The sequence below is a fragment of the Nitrospirillum pindoramense genome (assembly GCF_007827955.1).
GTDB lineage: Bacteria > Pseudomonadota > Alphaproteobacteria > Azospirillales > Azospirillaceae > Nitrospirillum > Nitrospirillum amazonense_B.
Genome location: NZ_VITR01000007.1, coordinates 148,549 through 167,152 on the forward strand (window position 1 = coordinate 148,549; position 18,604 = coordinate 167,152).

At 68.0% G+C, this 18,604-nt stretch carries 12 protein-coding genes and 2 tRNA genes; 9 read left to right on the forward strand and 5 right to left on the reverse strand.

The window, feature by feature from the left end:
* Positions 1 to 26: 26 nt before the first annotated feature.
* A complete protein-coding gene (locus FBZ90_RS13440; RefSeq protein ID WP_145732834.1) occupies positions 27 to 611 on the reverse strand; it encodes a hypothetical protein in 585 nt (194 codons plus the stop codon).
* 148 nt (positions 612 to 759) lie between these two features.
* On the opposite strand from FBZ90_RS13440, the gene FBZ90_RS13445 reads away from it, so the two are divergent.
* The gene (locus FBZ90_RS13445; protein ID WP_211102030.1) at positions 760 to 1,953 is read left to right on the forward strand and encodes a phosphoglycerate kinase; all 1,194 of its coding nucleotides are present in this window, start codon (positions 760 to 762) and stop codon (positions 1,951 to 1,953) included.
* 181 nt (positions 1,954 to 2,134) lie between these two features.
* Here FBZ90_RS13445 and FBZ90_RS13450 read toward each other — a convergent pair whose 3' ends face one another.
* Entirely contained in the window at positions 2,135 to 2,929 is a 795-nt protein-coding gene (locus FBZ90_RS13450; protein ID WP_246130396.1) for a M48 family metallopeptidase, read from the reverse strand.
* A gap of 610 nt (positions 2,930 to 3,539) precedes the next feature.
* Here FBZ90_RS13450 and glpK point away from each other — a divergent pair.
* From glpK to FBZ90_RS13465, 3 genes are all read left to right on the forward strand, one after another.
* Complete coding sequence (gene glpK, locus FBZ90_RS13455; RefSeq protein WP_145732837.1) at positions 3,540 to 5,030, forward strand: glycerol kinase GlpK; 1,491 nt, start codon at positions 3,540 to 3,542, stop codon at positions 5,028 to 5,030.
* Positions 5,031 to 5,200: 170 nt separating this feature from the next.
* A complete protein-coding gene (locus FBZ90_RS13460) occupies positions 5,201 to 6,268 on the forward strand; it encodes a retroviral-like aspartic protease family protein (RefSeq protein WP_186455797.1) in 1,068 nt (355 codons plus the stop codon).
* A gap of 102 nt (positions 6,269 to 6,370) precedes the next feature.
* Positions 6,371 to 7,441, forward strand: coding sequence for a retroviral-like aspartic protease family protein (locus FBZ90_RS13465; RefSeq protein WP_145732839.1), 1,071 nt, complete (start codon positions 6,371 to 6,373; stop codon positions 7,439 to 7,441).
* 94 nt (positions 7,442 to 7,535) lie between these two features.
* Here FBZ90_RS13465 and gltB read toward each other — a convergent pair whose 3' ends face one another.
* Together gltB and FBZ90_RS13475 are read right to left on the reverse strand one after the other, a co-directional pair.
* A complete protein-coding gene (gene gltB / locus FBZ90_RS13470) occupies positions 7,536 to 12,113 on the reverse strand; it encodes a glutamate synthase large subunit (protein ID WP_145733208.1) in 4,578 nt (1,525 codons plus the stop codon).
* 23 nt (positions 12,114 to 12,136) lie between these two features.
* Positions 12,137 to 13,582, reverse strand: a complete 1,446-nt coding sequence (locus FBZ90_RS13475) for an NAD(P)-dependent oxidoreductase (protein WP_145732841.1) — start codon at positions 13,580 to 13,582, stop codon at positions 12,137 to 12,139.
* A gap of 477 nt (positions 13,583 to 14,059) precedes the next feature.
* On the opposite strand from FBZ90_RS13475, the gene FBZ90_RS13480 reads away from it, so the two are divergent.
* On the forward strand, positions 14,060 to 14,875 hold the full coding sequence (locus FBZ90_RS13480; RefSeq protein WP_145732842.1) for an undecaprenyl-diphosphate phosphatase: 816 nt from the start codon (positions 14,060 to 14,062) through the stop codon (positions 14,873 to 14,875).
* A gap of 118 nt (positions 14,876 to 14,993) precedes the next feature.
* Here FBZ90_RS13480 and FBZ90_RS13485 read toward each other — a convergent pair whose 3' ends face one another.
* Complete coding sequence (locus FBZ90_RS13485; RefSeq protein ID WP_145732843.1) at positions 14,994 to 16,001, reverse strand: complex I NDUFA9 subunit family protein; 1,008 nt, start codon at positions 15,999 to 16,001, stop codon at positions 14,994 to 14,996.
* A gap of 348 nt (positions 16,002 to 16,349) precedes the next feature.
* On the opposite strand from FBZ90_RS13485, the gene FBZ90_RS13490 reads away from it, so the two are divergent.
* From FBZ90_RS13490 to lptC, 4 genes are all read left to right on the forward strand, one after another.
* Positions 16,350 to 16,436: transfer RNA gene (locus tag FBZ90_RS13490), tRNA-Leu, on the forward strand.
* Positions 16,437 to 16,688: 252 nt separating this feature from the next.
* Positions 16,689 to 16,775, forward strand: a tRNA-Leu gene (locus tag FBZ90_RS13495).
* 169 nt (positions 16,776 to 16,944) lie between these two features.
* A complete protein-coding gene (locus FBZ90_RS13500; protein ID WP_145733210.1) occupies positions 16,945 to 17,556 on the forward strand; it encodes a ribonuclease D in 612 nt (203 codons plus the stop codon).
* A gap of 186 nt (positions 17,557 to 17,742) precedes the next feature.
* Positions 17,743 to 18,594: an LPS export ABC transporter periplasmic protein LptC gene (gene lptC, locus FBZ90_RS13505; RefSeq protein ID WP_186455798.1), complete on the forward strand. Its 852-nt coding sequence runs from the start codon at positions 17,743 to 17,745 to the stop codon at positions 18,592 to 18,594.
* Positions 18,595 to 18,604 lie beyond the last annotated feature (10 nt).

Here is an 18,604-nt window from a genome sequence, read left to right on the forward strand (position 1 = left end):
ACTTTCGCGGGCTGGCCAGCGCACCGTCACAGGTGTCCATGCCGCACGATGGCCAGGTTGATGGCCAGGTGCACCACCACCATGAGGGTGAACCATAGCGCGCGGGCCACCGGGTAGGTCGCCCGCACCGCCCAAAGCTGCCCGAACGACAGGGCGACGTGCAGCAGGCTGGGCACCGACCGCGCCACCAGCACCGTGCCCAGCGCCAGCAAGGGCGGAAATCCCAGGCCGAAGCAATGCGGATTGCCGGCGGCGCACAGGGGCAGCATGCCGCGCGCCAGCGCCCAGACCGCCCCGCCCAGTTCCCACGCCGCCCAGGCGTAGCCGGCGCTGACCGCCGCGCGGGTGTCGCGGTTGCTGAGCGACAGCAGTAGGTAGCGCCCCGCCTCCTCCACGCAGGCGCCCAGGATCAGCAGCAGGGTCACGGGCCCGACATGGCCGCCGGACAGGCCCAGGGCGCCCATGTCACGCGCAGCCCATCCCTCCATGGCCGTCACCCCGGGCAGGACCAGCAGGCCGGCGGCCAGCACCCGCCCCTCCAGCACGCCGCGGCGGGCCAGTACCAAGGTGGCCAGGGCCAGGATGACCAGGAAAAGGATGTAGTAGATCACGAACGTCCCCTCTATCCCTTCAATCACCGCGCGCCGCCATCCGCCTTTCGGCCAGACTGGTGTAGCGGGCCGCCTTGTGCGGTTGCAACAGGGTCCCGCCTATGCTTCCTTGGCCCCCGTCTTTCGCTTTTATGGGCCGGGAAACGAGATCATGACCTTCAAGACCCTAGACGATATCGCCCCCGCCAGCCGCACCGTGCTGGTCCGCGCCGACCTCAACGTCCCGGTGCAGGACGGCCAGGTCACGGACGCCACCCGCCTGGTCCGTCTGGTCCCCACCTTGAAGGAACTGGCGTCCAAGGGCGCCAAGGTCGTGGTGCTGTCGCATTTCGGCCGGCCCAAGAACGGCCCGGATGAGAAGAACTCCCTGCGCCAGGTGGTGCCGGCCCTGTCCGACGCCTTGGGCGCGCCCGTGGCCTTCGCCAGCGACTGCATCGGCAAGCCGGCCCAGGACGCCATCCGCGGCCTGGAAAAGGGCCAGGTGCTGGTGCTGGAGAACCTGCGCTTCCACGCCGGGGAAGAGAAGAACGACCCCGCCTTCGCCGCCGAGCTGGCCAAGCTGGGCGACCTTTACGTCAACGACGCCTTCTCCGCCGCCCACCGCGCCCATGCCTCGACAGAGGCGCTGGCCCGCCTGCTGCCGGCGGCCGCCGGCCGCCTGATGCAGGCGGAACTGGTGGCCCTGTCCAAGGCCCTGGGCCAGCCACAGCGGCCGGTGGCCGCCGTGGTCGGCGGCGCCAAGATCAGCACGAAGCTGGACCTGCTGCTGAACCTGGTGGGCAAGGTCGACATCCTGGCGCTGGGCGGCGGCATGGCCAACACCTTCCTCTACGCCCAGGGCGTGGACGTCGGCGCCTCGCTGGCGGAGAAGGACATGGCCGATCAGGCCCGCGCCATCCTGGCCAAGGCCGAGGCCGGTGGTTGCCAGATCCTGCTGCCCAAGGACGGCGCGGTGGCCAAGCAGTTCAAGGCCCACGCCCCCTCGCGCATCGCCGCCCCCGGCGACATCGCCGCCGATGAGATGATCCTGGACGCCGGCCCCGCCACCGTCGCCTATTACGGCGAGAAGCTGGCCACCGCCAAGACGGTGGTGTGGAACGGCCCCATGGGCGCCTTCGAGATCGAGCCCTTCGACGCCGCCACCAACGCCGTGGCCAAGATCGTGGCCGACCTGACCAAGGCCGGCACCGTCCTGTCCGTGGCCGGCGGCGGCGATACCGTGGCGGCCCTGGAGCATGCCGGCGTGGCAGACGCCTTCAGCTACATCTCCACCGCCGGCGGCGCCTTCCTGGAATGGCTGGAAGGCAAGGAGCTGCCGGGCGTGAAGGCGCTGGAGGCGTGATGGAGTGGCCATTGGTCCTAACGGATCAATGGCCCCCTCAAACGCCGGGCGGCCACATCCGTGGCCTTGGCTTCCTCGCTGCGCCCTGCGGTGCTCGCTCCGGCGGACGCGGTCGCGCCCTACAGCGGCATCAGATCGGATCTGATGCCGCTGACGGCTCTATGAACACCCAGGAGCCCAATCACCCAAACCGGTGCAGCTTGGCTCCATGGGCTTTCAACCAGGCGCGGGGCTTGTCCACGTCGCCAGCCAGTTCCGCGCACAAGGTCCAGAACTTCGGCCCGTGGTTCATCTCCTTGAGATGCGCCACCTCGTGCGCCACGACGTACTCGATGATCTGCGGCGGGGCCAGGATCAGGCGCCAGGAATAGCTGATGCGCCCGGTGGCGGAGCAACTGCCCCAGCGGCTGCGGGTGTCGCGCACGGAGACGCCGCTGGCGCGCAAACCGGCGCGGGCGGCCGTGTCCGCCGTCAAGGCCGACAGGTGGCGCCGCGCCTCCGCCTTCAGGAAGTCGGTCACGCGTCGATTTAGGAACTCCGCCTCGCCACCCACGCGCAGGTCCAGTCCACCCGGCCCTTCCACCAGGTGGGCGCCCCCCCGGCGGCCGGCGTCATGACGGATGATGGCCGAACGGCCCAGCAAGGGGACCGCCATGCCATCGATGAAGGGCTGGCGCGGCGGCAGCGCCGCCAGGCGGGCGTTCACCCAATCCAGATGCCGCCCGACGAAGCCCGCGATTTCAGCATCGCCGACGCGGGGCGGCACGGTGACGCGCACGGTGTCGGTGGCACCATCGACCTTGAGCGACAGGCGGCGGGCGCGCGGGCTGCGCCGCACCTCGACCGGCTGGGCTATCCCCGCCACGCGCAAGTGCGACACCGTGGTCGGCGTTACCCGCGCCTTGGTCCTGGTTTTCGGTGCGGGCTTTTTCGGGGCGGTCAGCCCCATGCCGCGCAGCAGGCCCATCAAACCCATCGGCCCCGGCCCTCGATTCCTCCAGCGGCCGCACCATCGGCCTGCCGTCTTCACCCTATATACGGTGTCCGGTGCCTAAGCGCACCCCTATAGAGGTCATGGCGCGGGGTGAACCGTCGGTGAAAGCGGCGTCCCGCCCCTGTTCCCATGCCCCAAAAAGCGAACCCCCGCGCCGGTCAGGGTCGCGGGGGTTCTTTTGGCTTCAGCGAAGCTCAGATATCCATCGAGCGATACACCGGTTAGCAACCGGCGTTAGCTACAGCTATATATGTGGAGTTGATCACACAACTCATACAGTACGCATCGGTGGAGTCATGGTTTGACGCACCCTCCTGGTTACGGGCAACACATCGAATACTGCATGCATTCGACGATTTACCTGATCTGGTGGGCTAATCTGGTTTCTGATGCCTCCTGAGTGCTTCGGTAAGACAGATGGTGCGCCTGTTACAGTTCCGCGTCAACCCCATTACGCAGGACTTTTCGCCCCCCTTCTGGATAGCTTTTTCCGACCCCGGCGTTGACAGGGTGGCCCCCGCGACGCACCGTCGGCGTACAGCGCACGGGCGACCAAGGCCCGTGATAACAAGACCCTGAGGGAGGAGCCCCGATGCCCGCCGACCTGATCCTGGCCATCGACCAGGGTACCACCTCGACCCGCGCCATCCTGTTCGACGCCGGGGGCCGGCCCATGGCCACGGCCCAGCGGGAACTGCCGCAGCACTACCCCGCCGACGGTCAGGTGGAGCACGCCCCCGAGGATATCTGGCGCGACACCGTCGCCGTCTGCCGGGGCGTGGTCGACAAGGCCGGGGTGGATGCCGCCCGCGTGGCCGCCATCGGCATCACCAACCAGCGTGAAACGACGGTGGTGTGGGACCGCCGCACGGGGGAGGTGTTGCACCCCGCCATCGTCTGGCAGGATCGCCGCACCGCCGGACTGTGCCAGGCCCTGCGCCGCGAAGGGGCGGAAGCCATGGTGCGCCAGCGCACCGGCCTGCTGCTGGACCCCTATTTCTCCGCCACCAAGCTGGCCTGGATCCTGGACACCGTGCCCGGTGCGCGCCGCCGGGCCGAGGCCGGGGAGCTGGCCTTCGGCACCATCGACTGCTTCCTGCTGTGGCGACTGACCGGCGGCCAGGTGCACGCGACCGACGCCACCAACGCCGCCCGCACCCTGCTGTTCAACCTGGAAACCCTGGACTGGGACGCGGAATTGCTGCGCCTGTTCGGCATACCCGCGGCCGTCCTGCCCCGGGTGCTGGACAATTCCGGCCCCTTCGGTATCGCCACGGCAGATCTGCTGGGCCGCCCCATCCCCGTGCTGGGCATGGCGGGCGACCAGCAGGCCGCCGCCATCGGCCAAGCCTGCCTGGCCCCGGGCATGATCAAGAGCACCTATGGCACCGGCTGCTTCGCCCTGATGAACATCGGCGACCGGCCGCGCCCGTCCGCCCACCGGCTGCTGACCACCCTGGCCTACCGCCTGGACGGCCGCGCCAGCTACGCGCTGGAGGGGTCGATCTTCGTGGCGGGCGCCGCCGTGCAATGGCTGCGCGACGGCTTGCGGCTGATCCCCGACGCGGCGGCCACCCAGGGCCACGCGGCAGCCCTGGCCGATACCGGCGGCGTCTATCTGGTGCCGGCCTTCACCGGCCTGGGCGCCCCCTACTGGGACCCGGACGCGCGCGGCGCCATCCTGGGACTGACCCGGGACAGCGGGGTCAGCCACATCGTGCGCGCGGCCCTGGAGTCCGTCTGCTACCAGACCCGCGACCTGATGGACGCCATGGCGGCGGACGGCGGCTGCGCCCTGACCGCCCTGCGCGTCGATGGCGGCATGGCCGCCAATGACTGGCTGATGCAGTTCCTGGCCGACCAGCTGGACCTGACGGTGGAACGCCCCGCCGTGACCGAGACCACGGCCCTGGGCGCCGCCTTCCTGGCCGGCCTAGCCGCCGGCCTGTTCCCCAGCCTGGACGCCATCGCCACCTTGTGGCGGGAGGAGCGGCGGTTCGAGCCCGCCGCCGACCCCGCCGCGCGGGAGCGCCTGTACGACGGATGGAAGCGCGCCGTCGCCCGTGTGCGGACGACGTCCTGAGTTCCACGACGCCAGGCGGGTGCGACCAAGAACCGCACGCCATTTCCCGCCCCTCTCGTCGGCGAGAGGGGCGCGGTAGTTGCAATCATGCTTCCCCATACCCGCGCGCGACGATAAATTGTTGCCAAGAATGGGTCCAAAAGGGATCCGGAACAGGGGATGAACGGGAAATGGGTTTTGGATTCAAAGCCTGGGGTGGTGCGGGGCGGCTGGCGGGCCTGGGACTGATGGGGCTGGCGTTGGCGGCTGCGCCCGCGCAGGCCGCGCCGAAATGCCAATTCGCCAAGGTGGCCAGCCTGCCGGTCAAGATGGAGGGCAACCGCCCCCTGATCCAGGGCAGCATCAACGGCCAGCCGGTGTACTTCCTGGTCGATACCGGTTCCTTCGCCAGCCTGCTGTTCCGCGGGTCGGCCGAGAAGCTGGGTCTACGCCTGAACACGGTGGAGGGGGCCACCGTCTACGGCGTCGGCGGCGGCAGCGATGTCTGGATCACCACGGTGGACAACCTGACCCTGGACGCGGCGTCGGTGAAGAACCTGAAGCTGAACGTGGTGGGAAGTAACCAGGGCGGCGACGGTCCTGTGACCACGGCCGGGGTCCTGGGCGAGGATCTGTTGCGGCAATTCGACGTCGAGATGGATTTGAGCCACGGCAAAATCAATCTCTATGACACCAAGAACTGCGACGACGTCGACCTCATTCCCTGGGACGATCCCTTCACGGTCGCGGAATTTCCGACAGTGACCCGGGAACACGCCGATATCCAGGTTATGGTCGAGGTGAATGGGGAGCACGTGCGCGCCGACCTGGATTCCGGCGCCTACTATTCCATCCTGACCAAGGCCGACGCCGCCCGCGCCGGTGTCGGCCCCGACAGCCCCGGTGTGGTCGAAGTGGGCAGGGTCGGCGGCATCGGCGCACGGCGGGAGCAGACATGGATCGGTACCTTCGACAGCTTCAGCATCGGCGAAGAAACCATCCGTCACCCCAAAATGCGCTTCGGTGATATGTTCAAGCACAGCGCTTTAACCCCCACCGGATCGCACATCCAAACGCAGGTGATGCCGGCGGGCATGCTGCTGGGGGCGGACTTCCTGCGGGCGCACCATGTGATGATCGCCCACAGCCAGGGCAAGCTGTACGTCAGCTATGTCGGCGGCACGGTGTTTCAGACGGATCAGCCGGCACCCGCGACGTCAGCGCCCACCAACCCCGCACCATCGTCCCCGAGCCCGTGACCCGGGCGGGACCAGGCGTCCCTTGATCCCCACACCATTTGCGCGCACTTTTCCGCGCACGAATGCGAACAATAGGGCGCCGTGCGGGAAATGGGGGAGCGGATGCGGAGGGTCGTGGGGCGTGCCGTGGCGGGGGCCATCGTGGCCGCCTTTTCCGTGGCCGGTGGGGTGCTGGTGGCTGGGGCGCTGGTGGCCGGGGCGGCGGCCCAGGCCGCCGAGACCTGCCAGATGATCAAGTCGGACACCCTGCCCGTCGAGATGGACGGCAACCAGCCGTTGGTGAAGGTGGCGGTCAATGGCCACCCGGTCTATTTCCTGGTCGACACCGGCTCCGCCCTCAGCATGATCCTGCGCAGCAAGGCGGAGGAGTTGGACCTGCCCAGTTTCAGCGGGCGCAACGGCACGCTGGTGGGCGTGGGCGGCCGCAGCGACATCCAGGGCACGCGCATCAAGACCTTCACCCTGGGCAAGCAGACGGTCACCGACATGCCCCTGAAGCTGGCGGGGGAGCGTCGCATCGGCCGCGAGGATGTCGTGGGCCTGCTGGGCGAGGACGTGTTCCGCAAGTTCGACGTCGAAATCGACCTGGCGCACAACATCATCAACCTGTACCAGCCGCGGGGCTGCGACAGCGCCTTCCTGGGTTTTTGGGCTGAAAACGCCATGACCGCCGACTTCCGGCCGGTGGACTGGCAGGCGCCCAGCATCGTCCTGGATGTCACCGTCGGCGGCAAACCGGTAAGGGCCATCCTGGACAGTGGCGCCACCCATTCCGTTCTGTCCCTGGAGGCGGCCAGCCGCGCCGGCGTCACCCCCGACACGCCAGGCGTGGTTATGGGGGAGAAGAGCGAAGGCATCGGCGCCAAGCTCGTCCAGGATTGGGTGGGTGTCTTCGACGGCTTCACCCTGGGCGATGAAACCATCAAGCGCGCCAAGCTGCGCTTCAGTGACCTGAACGGCTCGGCCAGCTACGCCGATGCCGGATCGCGCACCCGCTTCGACACCAGCGGCGGGCCGGAAATGCTGCTGGGCGCCGATTTCCTGCGGGCGCACCATGTGCTGATCGCCCACAGCCAGAACAGGCTGTACTTCACCTACAATGGCGGCCCGGTCTTCCAGGTCACCGGGCCGGCGCTGCGACGTGCGTCCGGCGAGAACGCCGACGCCAACTGATCCCATAAGGAAAGACCGCCACCGGTGCGTACCGGCGGCGGTCCTATTTTTCAGCGTGCGGCCCGGTCGAAACCGGGCCGCCTGACTGGAAGGCTCACTCGGCGCTCAGCGCCTGGGGCGGGACGACGGGCACCGCCAGGCGGTGCAGCATCTCCTTGGGCACGACCTGCCAGAAGTGGCCGCGCACCAGCGGCCAGTCGTTCAGCAGGGTCATGGCCCAGCGGCTCTGCGTGCGCGCCACGTGCTCCTCGATCAGGGACACCAGCATGTCCTCGTAATGCTGGACCTCGATGCGCTGGAAGATGACGCTATCCGGGTTGATGTGCAGCGGCAGGGTGCCGCTCTCGTCATAGACGAAGGCCATGCCGCCGGTCATGCCGGCCGCGAAGTTGTCGCCCACGCCGCCCAGGATGACCACCATGCCGCCCGTCATGTACTCGCAGCCGTTGGAGCCGCAGCCCTCCACCACCACGGTGGCGCCGGAGTTGCGGACGGCGAAGCGCTCACCCGCCTGGCCGGCGGCGAACAGCTTGCCGGCCGTGGCGCCGTACAGCACCGTGTTGCCGATGATGGTGTTCTCGTTCGACTTCAACGGCGTGGCCGTCATGGGCCGGACGATGATGGTGCCGCCCGACAGGCCCTTGCCGACATAGTCGTTGGCGTCGCCGAACACCTCCAGGGTCAGGCCCTGGACAGCGAAGGCGCCCAGCGACTGGCCGGCGGAGCCGCGCAGCCGCACCGTGCAGTGGCCGGGCTGCAGCCCGCTCATCCCGAACTTGCGGGTGATCATGGCCGACATCCGGGTGCCGATGGCGCGATGCGTGTTCTGGACGTTATAGGCCAGCTGCATCTTCTCGCCGTCCTCGAACAGCTGACGGGCGTCGCGGATCATCTGGGCATCCAGGGTGTCCGGCACCTCGTTGCGGCCCACCTGGGTGCAATACCGCGCACTGTCGCCGGCCGGATCGGCCTGGGCCAGCAGCGGGTTCAGGTCCAGGTCGTCCAGGTGGACGGCGCCACGGCTGACCTGGTGCAGCAGGTCGGTGCGGCCTATGACATCGCGCAGGGTGCGGAAGCCCAGGCCGGCCAGGATCTCGCGCACCTCTTCGGCCATGAAGCTGAACAGGTTCACCACCTTTTCCGGCGTGCCCACGAACTTCTGGCGCAGCGCCTCGTCCTGCACGCACACGCCCACCGGGCAGGTGTTGCTGTGGCACTGGCGCACCATGATGCAGCCCATGGCGATCAGGCTGGCGGTGCCCACGCCGAACTCCTCGGCGCCCAGCATCGCCGCCATGACGATGTCGCGGCCGGTCTTCAGGCCGCCGTCGGTGCGCAGGGTGACGCGGTGGCGCAGGCGGTTCAGGGTCAGAACCTGCTGCACCTCGCTGAGACCCATCTCCCAGGGCAGGCCGGCGAACTTCACGCTGGTCTGAGGCGAGGCACCGGTGCCGCCGACATTGCCCGACACCAGGATGACGTCGGCGCCGGCCTTGGCCACGCCGGCGGCGATGGTGCCGATGCCGGAGCGGCTGACCAGCTTCACGCAGACCTTGGCGTCCGGGTTGATCTGCTTCAGGTCATAGATCAGCTGCGCCAGATCCTCGATCGAATAGATGTCATGGTGCGGCGGCGGGCTGATCAGCATGACGCCGGGCGTGCTGTGACGCAGGCGGGCGATCAGTTCCGTCACCTTGAAGCCGGGCAGCTGCCCGCCCTCGCCGGGCTTGGCGCCCTGGGCCACCTTGATCTCGATCTCGCGGCACTGGTTCAGGTATTCGGCGGTGACGCCGAAGCGGCCCGACGCCACCTGCTTGATGGCGGAGTTCCAGTTGTCGCCGTTGGCGTCCGGCTTGAAGCGCGCCGGATCCTCACCGCCCTCACCCGAGTCGGACTTGGCGCCGATGCGGTTCATGGCGACGTTCAGCGTGCCGTGCGCCTCGGGGCTGAGGGCGCCCAGCGACATGGCCGGGGTAATGAAGCGCTTGCGGATGGCGGTGATGCTCTCCACCTCGTCCACCGGGACCTTGCCCTTGGAGGGGCGGAAGTCCAGCAGGTCGCGCAACTGCATGGGCGGACGCTTGTGCACGCCCTCGGAGTAGCGCTTGAAGGTGGAATAGCTGTCGTTGGACACCGCCTGCTGCAGCAGGTGGATCAGGCCGCCTTCCCAGGCGTGGCGGTCGCCGCCCTTGCGGAACTTGTAGAAGCCGCCGATGGGCAGGGCCACGACCTCCTCGTTCCAGGCCAGGGCATGCTGCTCCAGCACGTCCTTCTGGATGCCGACCAGGCCCAGGCCGGAGATGCGGCTGATCATGCCGGGGAAGTGTTCGGCCACCAGCGAGCGGGACAGGCCCACCGCCTCGAAGTTCAAGCCACCGCGATAGCTGGAGACGATGGAGATGCCCATCTTGGACATGATCTTCAGCAGGCCTTCGTTGATGGCCTTCTTGTACCGCTCCAGGCACTTTTCCAGAGGCATGTCGCCGAACAGGCCACGCCGCTGGCGGTCGGCGATGGCCTCCTGCGCCAGGTAGGCGTTGACCGTGGTGGCGCCCACGCCGATCAGCACGGCGAAATAATGCACGTCCAGGCACTCGCCCGCCCGCACGTTCACCGACGTGAAGGTGCGCAACTGCTGGCGGATCAGGTGGGTGTGGACGGCCCCCGTCACCAGGATCATGGGCAGGGCGGCGCGGCCGGGCCCCATGGCCTCGTCCGTCAGGATCAGGTGGGTGGCGCCGCCGCGCACCGCGTCCTCCGCCTCCTGCCGCACGCGGCGCAGGGCGTCGTTCATGGCGAACTCGCCGCCGGCGGGGTCGAACGTGCAGTCGATCTCCGCCGCCGTGTCGCCCATGTAGCGGCGCATGGCGGTGAATTCCGCCGTCGTCAGGACGGGGGTTTCCAGCTGCAGCAGGCGGGTCTGGCTGTCATCCTCGTCCAGGATGTTGCCCAAATTGCCCAGGCGGGTCTTCAGGCTCATCACCCGCTGCTCGCGCAGGCTGTCGATGGGCGGGTTGGTGACCTGGCTGAAGTTCTGGCGGAAATAGTGGTGCAAACCACGGTAACGATCGGACAGCACGGCCAGCGGGCTGTCGTCACCCATGGAGCCCACGGCCTCCTTCGCATCCTCCACCATGGGGTGCAGGATGGTCTCCACATCCTCCATGGAGATGCCGTAGGCCACCTGGCGGCGACGCAACTGGTCGCGGCTGAGTTCGGCCGTGGCGGCGGGCGCCCCCTTCACCAGATCGTCCAGCGCCGTGATGTGGCGCACCCAGCTGCCATAGGGCTTGCCGGCGGCCAGGGTGTCCTTGATCTCCCGGTCCTTGTAGAGGCGGCCCTCGGCCAGGTCCAAGGCGATCATCTGCCCCGGGCCCAGGCGGCCCTTCTCGCGCACCGTATATTCCTCGACCTTGGTCATGCCGGTCTCGGAACCGGCGATCAGCAGCCCGTCGCCGGTGACGACGTAGCGCATGGGGCGCAGGCCGTTGCGGTCCATGCCGCCCACGACCCAGCGGCCGTCATACATGGCCAGCGCCGCCGGGCCGTCCCACGGCTCCATCACCGCGTTGGCGTAGCTGTAGAGGTCGCGGTGGTTCTGGGGCATGGTCTCGCGGTCGGACCAGGCCTCCGGCACCAGCATGGTCTTGACCATGGGGGCGGAACGGCCGGAGCGCACCAGCACCTCGAACACCGCGTCCAGGCAGGCGCTGTCGGACCCGCCGGCGGGGATGATGGGCTTCACGTCCTCGATCAGGTTGCCGAAGATCTCGTGACCCATGCGGGTCTCGTGCGCCTTCATCCAATTGACGTTGCCGCGCAGCGTGTTGACTTCGCCGTTGTGCGCCAGCATGCGGAAGGGCTGGGCCAGCCACCAGGTGGGGAAGGTGTTGGTGGAATAGCGCTGATGGTAGATGGCGAAGTTGGACTCGAAGCGCTCGTCCAGCAGGTCCGGATAGAAGGACGTCAGCTGTTCCGCCAGGAACATGCCCTTGTAGATGATGGACCGGCAGGACAGCGTGCAGATGTAGAAGTCGCTGATGCTTTCCGCCTTCACCGCCTTCTCGATGCGGCGGCGGATGACGTACAGGTCACGCTCCAACTGGTCTTCGGGGATGTTGCGCGGGTTGCCCACCATGATCTGCTCGATCTCGGGGCGGGTGGCGTTGGCCTTCTCGCCGATGATCTCGATGTTGATGGGGACCTGGCGCCAGCCATAGATGATGTAGCCGAACTTCAGGATTTCCGTCTCGACGATGCAGCGGCAACGCTCCTGCGCCTCCATGTCGGTGCGGGGCAGGAAGACCTGGCCGACGGAAATCAAGCCCTCGGGCGGCAGGTGGCCGCTGCGGGCCACGTGCTCGCGGAAAAAGCTCTGCGGGATCTGCAGGTGGATGCCGGCGCCATCGCCGGTCTTGCCGTCGGCGTCCACGGCGCCGCGATGCCACAGGGCGCTGAGCGCCTCCACCGCCTTCTCCACGACGGAGCGGCGGGGCTTGCCGTCCAGGGCGGCGACGAAGCCCACGCCGCAGGCGTCATGCTCCATCTCAGGCGACCAGACGTGCGCGTCCTCCAGGCGGCGGGCGGCATCACGGTACCGCTCGACGAATTGGGCGCCGGTTTCGGCGTGGTTCCCGTTGGACACGGAAAGGGGGCTGCCGTTCTCGATCATTTCGCTCATGTCCAATCCCCCTCTTACTCGGCGGCCAGCGCGGCGGCGGCGCGGGCGGTGATGTAGTTATGGATGCCGGCGGCGGCGTCGCGGCCGTCGCGGATGCCCCAGACGACCAGGGAGGCGCCGCGCACGATGTCGCCGGCGGCGAACACGCCCTCCAGGTTGGTCATCAGGGTGCGCGGGTCGGCCATGACGGTGCCCCAGCGGCTGACCTTCAGGCCCGGTTCACCGAACAGGGTGGGCAGCGGCTCGGGATCGAAGCCCAGGGCCTTGATCACCAGGTCAGCCTCCAGCGTGAAGGCCGAGCCTTCGATGGGCTGCGGCGTCTGGCGACCGGAGGCGTCGGCCACACCCATGTGCATGCGGTGGGCGCGCACGCCGGTCACCTGGCGGTCGCCCAGGAAGGCGTCCGGGGCGGCCTGCCACACGAATTCCACGCCCTCTTCCTCGGCATGGGCCACCTCGCGCTGGCTGCCCGGCATGTTGGCGCGGTTGCGGCGGTACAGGCACTTCACCGACTTCGCCCCCTGGCGAATGGCGGTGCGCACGCAGTCCATGGCGGTGTCGCCACCGCCGATGACGACGACGTTCTTGCCCTTGGCATTCAGGCGGCCGTTCTCAAAATCGACCACCGTGTCGCCCAGGCTTGTGCGGTTGCTGGCGGTCAGATAGTCCAGCGCCGGGACGATGCCGTCCACGCCGCTGCCCGGGCCTTCCAACTCACGCGCCTTGTAGACGCCGGTGGCGATCAGGATGGCGTCGTGCTGCACCCGCAGTTGGCCCAGCGTGGCATGGCGGCCGACCTCGAAGCCCAGGTGGAAGACGACGCCGGCATCGGCCAGCAGCTTCGCCCGGCGCTCCACCACGTCCTTTTCCAGCTTGAAGCCGGGAATGCCGTAGATCAGCAGGCCGCCCACGCGGTCGTAGCGGTCATAGACATGTACCTGATAGCCCTTGCGGCGCAGCTGGTCGGCGGCGGCCAGGCCGGCGGGGCCGGCGCCGATGATGCCGACGCTCTGCGGCCGCTCACGCACGGGGGTGGCCGGCTTCACCCAGCCGCGTTCCCAGGCGGTGTCGGTGATGTACTTCTCGACCGCGCCGATGGTGACGGTGCCGTGGGTCGACTGCTCGATGGTGCAGTTGCCCTCGCACAGGCGGTCCTGCGGGCAGATGCGGCCGCAGATTTCCGGGAAGTTGTTGGTGGCCTGCGACACCTCGTAGGCCTCTTCCAGGCGGCCCTCGGCCGTCAGCTTCAGCCAGTCGGGGATGTTGTTGGAGACGGGGCAGTGCACCTGGCAGAAGGGCACGCCGCACTGCGAGCAGCGCGAGGCCTGCGTCACCGCCTGGTCGTCGGCGAAGCGGGCGTAAATCTCGTTGAAATCGTGCCGGCGCAGCGCGGGTTCCCGTTTATCGGGCATCTGCTGGTCCGTGTGGACGAACTGGAGCATCTGCTGCTTCTGCGCCATGGCCTTGTTCCTCGTGTCCAAACCGGCGGGCCCCCAGCCCGGCCGGGTGATCCCGACATTCCATCGGCGGCCCTGTGCGGGGACCGCCGTGTTCCCGATGCCCGCGACCGTCGTGGGTCACGGGCTTGCGCACAAGCGGGTGCGCCGAGTTCATATAAGTCGTTAGACACCACCGCTCCAGCACTTTTTTCACGATAGGTCAGTTTGATTGACCTATTGATTGCCAGCCAAGTGACTCGCGTGTGGAAAAGCAGTGACTGCCCGGGTTGCTGGCGCAGACAATAGTACACGATTGCTTACCAAATTTTTTCAAAGCATTGATTTATATAGTGGTTTTGATTTACATTTTTTGTCAGCCGGCGATGTCCGCGCCCGCAAGCCATTGTCGCGGGCCGCGGCGACCGCTGCTATAAGCAGGCAGCCGTCCCCCCGGCCGGGCCCGTCCGGCCGTCTTTCGCCCCCAGACGTTGAGGCGCCATGTCTTTTTTGCAGACCCTGATCTTCGCGATCATCCAGGGCATCACCGAGCTTTTCCCCATCAGCAGCGTGGCCCACGGGGTGCTGACGCCCTTCCTGCTGGGCTGGGGCCTGGACCAGGCGTTCCTCAAGGAACACTTCCTGCCCTATCTGGTGATGCTGCACCTGGGCACGGCCACCGCCCTGCTGGTGTTCTTCTGGCGTGACTGGATCAACCTGCTGACGGGCGTGATCAAGGGCGGCGAGGATCGCCGCGTGCTGGCCCTGCTGGTGGTGGGCACCATCCCCGCCGCCATCCTGGGCCTGGCCTTCGAAAAGGTGCTGCGCGCCGCCTTCAGCGACCCAGCCAACGCCGCCCTGTTCCTGATTGTGAACGGCTTCCTGCTGTTCTTCGGCGAGCGTCTGCGCGGGCGGGGAGACCGCACCCTGGCGCAGTTGGGCTTCGGCCAGGCGCTGCTGATCGGCCTGGCCCAGTCCCTGGCCCTGATTCCCGGCTTCTCCCGCTCCGGCGCCAGCATGGTGGCGGGCTTCTGGGCGGGCCTGCGCCATGAGGAGGCGGCGCGCTTCTCCATGCTGCTGGCCACCCCCATCATCGCCGGCGCCAGCCTGCTGGTGGTGCCCAAGATGCTGCGCCAGGCCGAGGGCGACGTGATCCAGAGCGCGCTGGTGGGCGGCGCCGTGTCAGGCGTCTGCGCCCTGGCGGCAGTCTGGGCCCTGATGCGCTGGTTCAAGCGCCACGAGGTCGACGCCATGCGCCCCTTCGCCTTCTATTGCTGGGCCCTGGGCGCCGTCGTGCTGGGGATGGTCTATATCTAAGAAGTGCCCCGCACCCGAATCGGCCCCCGAATCGCACAACGAAAAGGGCGCCTCCCGGCTGGGAAGGCGCCCTTTCCATTCAGATCCCGATCCGCCGTCCGGCGTCTAAGGGAATCTCTCAATAATGCGTGCCGTGGGCGTCGACCTTGGTCAGCTGCGGCAGGGACGGGCCCTGGCGGTGGGTACCGTAACGGCCGCCGACCTGGAAGCGATCCAGATAGGTGGGCAGGATCACCTCGGCGGCGGTGGGCGCCACGCCGAGGTCGGCCAGGCCCGGCAGCTTGCCGGACAGGACATTGTCGCTCTTCAGCAGGATGACCTGGTCACGGGTCAGCGGCTTGCCCGGCACCATCTCCAGGAAGGCGGCCTGCAGGCTGGCCAGCCCCCACGGGATGGAGATCAGGCGGGTCTTGCGGCCCGTCAGGTCCAGCGTCAGCTGGATCAGCTCACGGAAGCTATAGGCGCGTGGGCCGCCCAGCTCATAGGTCTTGCCCTCGGCGCCGGCGCGGGTGGCGGCGTTGACGATGGCGTCGGCGACGTCACCGACATAGACCGGCTGGAAGCGGGTGGCGCCGCCGCCGATCAGCGGAACGAAGGGCAGCGTCTTCGCCATGCCGGCGAAACGGTTGAAGAAGTTGTCCTCGGGTCCGAACACCACGCTGGGGCGCAGGATGGTGGCCTCGGGGAACACGGCGCGCACCGCCTGCTCACCCGCCGCCTTGCTGCGGGAATAGGCGGAGCGGGAGTTGGCATCCACGCCCAGGGCGGATACATGCACCAGACGGGCGACATCGGCACCCTTGGCCAGGCGGGCGATGCGGCCGGCGGCCTCGGTATGCACCAGGTCGAAGCGCTGGCGGCGGCCGCTCTCGGCCAAGATGCCCATCAGGTTGATGACGACATCGGCGCCCTCGATGGCGCGGGCGACGGAGGCGTCGTCGGCGACATCCACGGCCATCGGGACGATCTGGCCCACGGCGCCGTTGGTCTTGAGGAAGGCGGCCTCACCCGGGTGGCGGGCGGGCACACGGATGACGCAGCCCGTCTTGGCCAGGCGCCGGATGACATGGCGGCCGATGAAGCCGGCCCCGCCGAACACGGTGGCGATACGAATGCTAGTGCCCATCCTCTTAGACCCTCTGCCCACTGAACGATTGACCCGCCGGACCCGTTGGTTCCAGCCACCCCGCATGCGGGCGGAGGTGGGACCGGGGCCGGCGGCGGCCGAAGACCCAAGCTTATAGCGAAGCCGGCGGGCCAGGGCTAGGCGCTTGGAATGCAAGGGGGAGGACGCGCCCATGCGCGTGTGCGTGCGTGTGCACGTGAGCACCTCACTGGGTCGCCCGGGGACCGCCGGCTAGGCCGCCGGGCGGGCGCTGGCCCACCTCCGGCGGCGACGTCACAAAAAACGGAAAATCCCAAAAGAAGAGTATTGACAGGCCCCGGCCATAATCGTACTTAAGCGGCCCGCGCTGCCCAGGTGGCGGAATTGGTAGACGCGCAGGTTTCAGGTACCTGTGGCAGAGATGTCGTGGAAGTTCGAGTCTTCTCCTGGGCACCAATTACAGCGCGGGTTTAACGCAGGGCCGCCGTGTTCCAAATGGAACCGGCGGCCCGCGGCGTTTCTGGGGCTTGCTTCAACGCCAAAGCCTCCGCCCCCTCCCCCGAATACCTGCGCCCGGCGCCACCACCTCTGCTGAATGCCGGCGGAGGACTGTCCCTCGGCTTCAAGGCGCGATCAAAAAATATCGCCCCAGCCGAAAGAAGGGTGTTGACAGGCCCCGGCCATAATCGTACTTAGGCGGCCCGCGCTGCCCAGGTGGCGGAATTGGTAGACGCGCAGGTTTCAGGTACCTGTGGCAGAGATGTCGTGGAAGTTCGAGTCTTCTCCTGGGCACCAATTCAGCGCGGGTTTAAGGTCGCAGGGCCGCCGATGTTCCGATGGAACGCCGGCGGCCCGCGGCGTTTCTGGGGTCCGCTTCCCAATGCGCACCCCGATACGCGCCCTTGCGGCTTCCCAGCACGCGCGGACCTTAATCGGCAGCCCCACCAGCATGAAGGACGGTATGATGCCCATCGATCTCTATGACGGCGACTTGCCCGACGGCCTGGACCTGGGCCCGGTGGTGGCCATCGATACCGAAACCATGGGCCTGAACCCGCACCGCGACCGGCTGTGCCTGATCCAGCTGTCTTCCGGCGACGGCCGCAGCCATCTGGTGCAGCTACGCCAGGGCCAGTACGACGCGCCCAACCTGAAGCGCCTGCTGACCAATCCGGACCAGTTGAAGCTGTTCCATTTCGCGCGCTTCGACATCGCCGTGCTGAACCAATACCTGGGCGTGCTGACCGCGCCGGTCTACTGCACCAAGATCGCGTCCAAGCTGGTGCGCACCTACACCGACCGCCATGGCCTGAAGGATCTGTGCCGCGACCTGCTGGGCGTGGAACTGTCCAAGCAGCAGCAGTCGTCCGACTGGGGTGCGGAGGAGCTGACGGCCGAACAGTTGAAGTACGCCGCCTCCGACGTGCTGTACCTGCATGATATCAAGGCCAAGTTCGACGCCGTGCTGGCCCGCGAGGGGCGCACGGAATTGGCCGAGGCCTGCTTCCGCTTCCTGCCGCACCGCGCCCTGCTGGACCTGGCCGGCTGGGACGAGCCGGACATCTTCGCCCACTGACGCGGCCGACGCCGGCGCGTCCCGGGGCCCCATCCGCATGGGTGGGTCGCGGGGCGCCCCCCTGGAAAAAGGGACGGCGCATGACGATTTGACCGTGGAATCCAGGCTCGGGTAGATTACGCCCAAGCCGGCGTGGTGCCGCGTGACATGCCCGCGCCACATTTGGCGGCCAAACCCCGTGGAACCATGACCCTGCCCCCCCCTTCAGAAACCCCCGGCGCCGACCATGGCGACGTGGGCGGGATTCGGCAGCCGGCAAGCCCGGCCGGTTCCGCGCGTCCCTCTTCCAGCCCGCCCGCTCCAACCGCACCTGCCCCAGCCGCACCGGCCCCACGGGGCGGCGCCAGCGCCCGCCATACCCGCCGGGTGAACCAGGCCAAGGTGGTGCTGCCCACCCTGGCGGGATTGACCATCGCGGCCATCGCCCTGTGGCCCCTGATCAAGGAAACCACCAACCCGCGCCCCGCCGACCCCGGCACGGGGCAGCTGGAGATGTTGGACGCGCATTTCCTGGGCACGGACAAGACCGACCGCCCGGTGGAGGTGCGCGCCGACCGCGCGATGCAGGAGAGCAATCAGGACAACCTGATCGATCTTGTTTCGCCGGAGGCGGAGATCACGCTAAAGAATGGGCAGTGGGTGACCCTGAACGGGGACACCGGGCGGTACGACAAGCAGTCTGGCCACCTGACGCTGGAGGGGAGGGTCACGCTGTTCCACGACCATGGCTATGAGTTCACCACCGACAAGGCGGAAGTGGACACCAGCAAGAACATCGCCTGGGGCAACGCGCGCGTCGCCGGCCAGGGCCCCTTCGGCGACATCGACGCCGGCGGCTTCCGCATGACCGACAAGGGCAGCACCATCGTCTTCACCGGCAAGGCGCGCCTGCGCCTGGTGGAGAAGGACCGCCATACCGACGCCGCGCCCAGCGGCCCCGGCGCCATGCCCCGCATTCCGGCCCCGCCCACCCTGTCCACACCCGCTCCCTCTACCCCCAGTGCGGAACCGTCGCGGACCGGAGGCAAGCAACCTTGAGTACCCGGTT